Origin of the sequence: Azospirillum formosense, assembly GCF_013340925.1 — a bacterium.
Lineage (GTDB): Bacteria > Pseudomonadota > Alphaproteobacteria > Azospirillales > Azospirillaceae > Azospirillum > Azospirillum formosense.
The window spans coordinates 1-3,763 of record NZ_WHOR01000401.1 but is presented as its reverse complement, the minus strand read 5'-3'; the positions used below and the strand labels follow the sequence as shown (position 1 = coordinate 3,763).

The following is a 3,763-nucleotide window of genomic DNA, read 5'->3' as shown; positions in this document are numbered from 1 at the left end:
ATTCAGGCCGCGGCGGCGGGTCGCGTCAGCCGCCGGTAGAGCTGCCAGGGCGTCAGGACTCCGGGCGCGTGGAGACCCAGCCGGCGCTTGATCGCCTCGACGCAGGTGAAGGGTGCCCAGGGGGCCGGGCGGGTCAGGCCGCGCCGCACCGGCGCCGGGGCCACCGCCATGCCCATCCCGTGGTACCAGCCCGGCAGATCGAAAGCCGCGGGCAGGTCGAGGACCGACACATCGGTGAAGGGCGAGAGCGGATCGACGATCACCCAGTGGCGCCCGTCGTGCAGCAGCGCGAAGCAATGGCGGAATCCCGGCTTCAGCAGGCGCAGCCACCACAGTTCCGCCTCGCCCCGGAAGACCACCCAGACGCGCGGCGCGTCCGCTCCGGGCCGGCAGGCCCCCACCCGGCAGGGCTGAGGCATCGGCGCGCTCACTGGACGATGCCCTTCTCGCGCAGCACCGGGCGGAGCCGGTCGAACGCCTCCCGCCACAGGGTGTGGGCGCGCTGCTCGCGGTACCGCGCCGGGTCCGGCGCCATCAGGCGGCGCCCGTAGTGAACCAGCACATGCAGATGGTCGCGGATCAGCAGGCGGCGGCGGTACAGTCGGTCCACCGCGCACAACACGTCGCCGGGCTCGCAAGGACGCTGGACCAGCCCGCGACCGGCGGCGATGCGCGCGCCGGCGGCCTTGGCGTCCTGCGCCTGGACCGACCAGAACCACGCCTCCTCCGCGCTGCCGAACGGTTCCCCGACGGCGTCGGACAGGACCATGAACGTGTTGCGGTGCTGGACCATGCGTGAGGTCTCCCTGGGAATTGCAGCTTTTGGGTTCGCGGGCGCAACTTCGCTCTCGGGCGGAGCGCCGGATGGGCCGCGGTACGCGCGGCTGGCGAACACATGTTCACGTTATGTACTGATTAAAGTCCTTCGTCAAGGAAAATATGAATAGGTTCCTAGGGACGGGCTGGCTCGTTTATGTGATTATCCTCCCATGCTCAAACATGCGGACATTTGGCGGGCGATCGACCGCCTCGCGGCCCAGCACGGGCTGTCGGCCTCCGGGCTCGCGCGGCGCGCGGGGTTGGACCCGACGACCTTCAACAAGAGCAAGCGGACCACCGGCGACGGAAAGCTCCGCTGGCCTTCGACGGAAAGCGTGTCCAAGGTGTTGGAAGCGACCGGAGCGTCGCTGTCGGAGTTCGTCAGCCTCGTCGGCGACGCCGCGGGCGCCGGCTCGCTCCAACGGGTGCCGGTCATCGGCTACGCCCAGGCGGGCAACGCGGGCTTCTTCGACGACGCCGGCTTTCCTTCGGGTGTGGGCTGGGACGAGCTTCTGTTCCCCAGCATCGGCGACCCGCACGCCTACGCTCTGGAGATCGCCGGGGACAGCATGGACCCCGTCTACCGCGACGGCGACACCATCATCGTCTCGCCCGCCGCGCAGATCCGGCGCAACGACCGCGTTGTCGTCCGCACCAAGGGCGGCGAGGTGATGGCCAAGCAGCTCCTCCGCGAAACCGCCACGAAGATCGAGCTGATCTCCATCAACCGCGCCCACCCGGACCGCAGCATCCCGCGCACCGAGGTCGCCTGGATGGCCCGCATCGTTTGGGCAAGCCAGTAAACGTCAGCCCTGCGGCACCCTGTCCTAGGATGATTGTCCTTTACATCGGCCATCTGAAGGCTTAACATCCGGGGATGACCGGATCCACCGGGGCGCCGCCGCGTCCACTCCCCGCCCCCTTGTCCCTCGTTTCAAACCGTTTGGATGATCTCGAACGCCGTCACGACGACGCGCCGCCCCGCGGCGTGCTTCGGACGGCGCTTCTCGACGGGGTGGACCGTCACGCCGCTCTGGCTTGCGCCGCGGTGCTTCGCCTGCACGGCCGCTTGGCCGCCGAGGCCCGGCAAGGCGCGGCGCAGCGCCGCCGCACCTTGCCCGCCGACCGCAGCATTGGCGATGCCTGGCTGTCCCGCCTCTGCGCCGCCCTGGCCCATCACCGCAATGCTGCCAGCGTATTGTTTCTTGCGAGGGCTTGAGCCCGTGCCGCCCTCAGGCGGCCGGGGGAGCGCCGGCCTCGTCCGCCTTGGACACCTCTGTGTTCCGGGCAACGACACGGACGGTCTTCTCCTTCCTTGCGCGCGGCTTGCGGACCGGCGCCTCGGCAGGCGGAACCGCCGCCGGCTCCTCCACCTTTTCCAAAGCGACTTCTACAGCAACCTTCGGCGTCCCGGCCTTCTCGGTAGCCTTCTTCAACACCTTGCTTTTTGAAAAGCCGGACTCGCGCAAGGCGGTCTTCAACTCCTCCCACGCCAAGCGGATTTCCATGGCGAAGGCCCGCGCATCGTCGTCGCGGTGAGTGCGGAAATACTCCGCCGCCTCCCGCATCTGGGCCGGCAGGGATTCCGCCCCGGCGCGCACCGCCTCGTTGCGCAGGCGGTTGTGACGATCGTCGAGATAGGTGAGGATCTCCGACAACTCCTCGGGCGTGCAGCTTTTCTGGAGCTTGTCGGCAACCACAGGCGTGGCCTTGTCGATCTTTCCGACCAGTTCCGACCGCCCGCGCTTCAGGTCCGGATCGTAGACGGTGCGGATCACCTGGATCACGCGGCGCCGTTCGCGGAATTGCATGCCCTTTCCCCCTCGACAGAGTCCCTCGACGGACCGGCTCCCCGTTTCAGAGGAATCATGCCGCGGAACGCGGCCGCCTATCAAGCCAGCTTTCGGGCCGCATACAGCCCGGAAACCAGCATTCGGGGTCGTTCGAAGCGGATCAGCGGAAAGCGTATTCCCAATAGAGCGCCCGCGCCCGCGCGGCCAATGGGCCGGGTTGCAGAGCGCGCTCCTCGACGCGGGTGACCGGCACCACCTTGGCGTAATTGCCGGTGGAGAAGACCTCGTCCGCCTCCAGCACGTCGCGGGGGCTCAGGGTGGCCTCCTCCACCGCCACGCCGTCGTCGCGCAGCAGGGCGATCACGCGCTGGCGGGTGATGCCGTTGAGAAAGGTGCCGTTGTGCACCGGCGTGCGCACCACCCCGTCCTTGGCGATGAACAGGTTGGCCGTGGCGAATTCCGCCACGCTGCCGATGGGGTCGAGCATGACGGCGTTGTCGAATCCGCGCTCCCGCGCCTCCTTCAGGGCCAGCCCGGCGTTGGGGTAGAGGCAGGCGGCCTTGGCCTCGGTCGGCGCCATGTCCGGCACCGGGCGGCGGCGGCTGGACAGGCAAGCGGTGAAGCCCGCGGCGCTGGGCAGCGGCGCCTCGTAGACCGACAGGACGAAGCGCGTGCTTTCGGCGTCGGGCGCGACGAAGCCCTCCTCCGCGTAGAACATCGGCCGGATGTAAAGCTCGGCCTCCTTGGGGAAGCGGCGGATGCCGTCCCAGCACAGTTCCTCGATCTCCCCGGCGGTCAGCATGGGGGCGAGGCCCATCACCTGGGCGGAACGCACGACGCGGGCGCAGTGGCGGTCGAGGTCGGGGGCCACGCCCTGGAAGGCGCGGGCGCCGTCGAAAACGACCGAAGACAGCCAGAGCGCGTGAGTCATCGGGCCGACGATGGCGGGGTTGCCCGCGATCCATTCGCCCTGGATGTAGCTCAACGCCTGACCGGCCGTGCTGCCCATGATCCTCTCCCTTTTTGGCTTGGGGTTGGTTCTATCCGGATGGTTCGCTCCCTCGAAAAGCATACCTCCTCATCGCCGCCGGTCAACCTGCGCAGACGGGCCAGCCGGACGGTTGATGCAGGACACCCTCATCACTTCGGGA

6 protein-coding genes are annotated in these 3,763 nt (G+C 68.6%); 1 reads left to right on the top strand and 5 read right to left on the bottom strand.

What is annotated here, in order from left to right; translation table 11 throughout:
- Positions 1 to 2 precede the first annotated feature (2 nt).
- Positions 3 to 419 carry a hypothetical protein gene (locus GBZ26_RS28135; RefSeq protein WP_174441627.1) on the bottom strand — a complete coding sequence of 139 codons (417 nt, stop codon included), beginning with the start codon at positions 417 to 419 and terminating at the stop codon, positions 3 to 5.
- An 8-nt stretch (positions 420 to 427) separates the two neighbouring features.
- Positions 428 to 793, bottom strand: a complete 366-nt coding sequence (locus GBZ26_RS28130; RefSeq protein ID WP_174441626.1) for a hypothetical protein — start codon at positions 791 to 793, stop codon at positions 428 to 430.
- A 196-nt stretch (positions 794 to 989) separates the two neighbouring features.
- Between GBZ26_RS28130 and GBZ26_RS28125 the strand changes: the two genes are divergently transcribed.
- Entirely contained in the window at positions 990 to 1,622 is a 633-nt protein-coding gene (locus tag GBZ26_RS28125; protein WP_174441625.1) for a S24 family peptidase, read from the top strand.
- A gap of 131 nt (positions 1,623 to 1,753) precedes the next feature.
- Here GBZ26_RS28125 and GBZ26_RS28120 read toward each other — a convergent pair whose 3' ends face one another.
- The 3 genes from GBZ26_RS28120 to GBZ26_RS28110 all read right to left on the bottom strand — a co-directional run bounded on the left by GBZ26_RS28120 (position 1,754) and on the right by GBZ26_RS28110 (position 3,621).
- Entirely contained in the window at positions 1,754 to 1,996 is a 243-nt protein-coding gene (locus GBZ26_RS28120) for a hypothetical protein (protein ID WP_174441624.1), read from the bottom strand.
- 55 nt (positions 1,997 to 2,051) lie between these two features.
- Positions 2,052 to 2,630 carry a hypothetical protein gene (locus GBZ26_RS28115; RefSeq protein ID WP_174441623.1) on the bottom strand — a complete coding sequence of 193 codons (579 nt, stop codon included), beginning with the start codon at positions 2,628 to 2,630 and terminating at the stop codon, positions 2,052 to 2,054.
- A 142-nt stretch (positions 2,631 to 2,772) separates the two neighbouring features.
- Positions 2,773 to 3,621, bottom strand: a complete 849-nt coding sequence (locus tag GBZ26_RS28110) for a branched-chain amino acid aminotransferase (RefSeq protein WP_174441622.1) — start codon at positions 3,619 to 3,621, stop codon at positions 2,773 to 2,775.
- Positions 3,622 to 3,763 lie beyond the last annotated feature (142 nt).

What these genes read in the sequence shown, in the direction of transcription:
- GBZ26_RS28135 (WP_174441627.1), bottom strand. Translation starts at nt 419, where the DNA reads ATGCCTCAGCCCTGCCGGGTGGGGGCCTGCCGGCCCGGAGCGGACGCG.
- GBZ26_RS28130 (WP_174441626.1), bottom strand. Translation starts at nt 793, where the DNA reads ATGGTCCAGCACCGCAACACGTTCATGGTCCTGTCCGACGCCGTCGGG.
- GBZ26_RS28125 (WP_174441625.1), top strand. Translation starts at nt 990, where the DNA reads ATGCTCAAACATGCGGACATTTGGCGGGCGATCGACCGCCTCGCGGCC.
- GBZ26_RS28120 (WP_174441624.1), bottom strand. Translation starts at nt 1,996, where the DNA reads ATGGGCCAGGGCGGCGCAGAGGCGGGACAGCCAGGCATCGCCAATGCT.
- GBZ26_RS28115 (WP_174441623.1), bottom strand. Translation starts at nt 2,630, where the DNA reads ATGCAATTCCGCGAACGGCGCCGCGTGATCCAGGTGATCCGCACCGTC.
- GBZ26_RS28110 (WP_174441622.1), bottom strand. Translation starts at nt 3,621, where the DNA reads ATGGGCAGCACGGCCGGTCAGGCGTTGAGCTACATCCAGGGCGAATGG.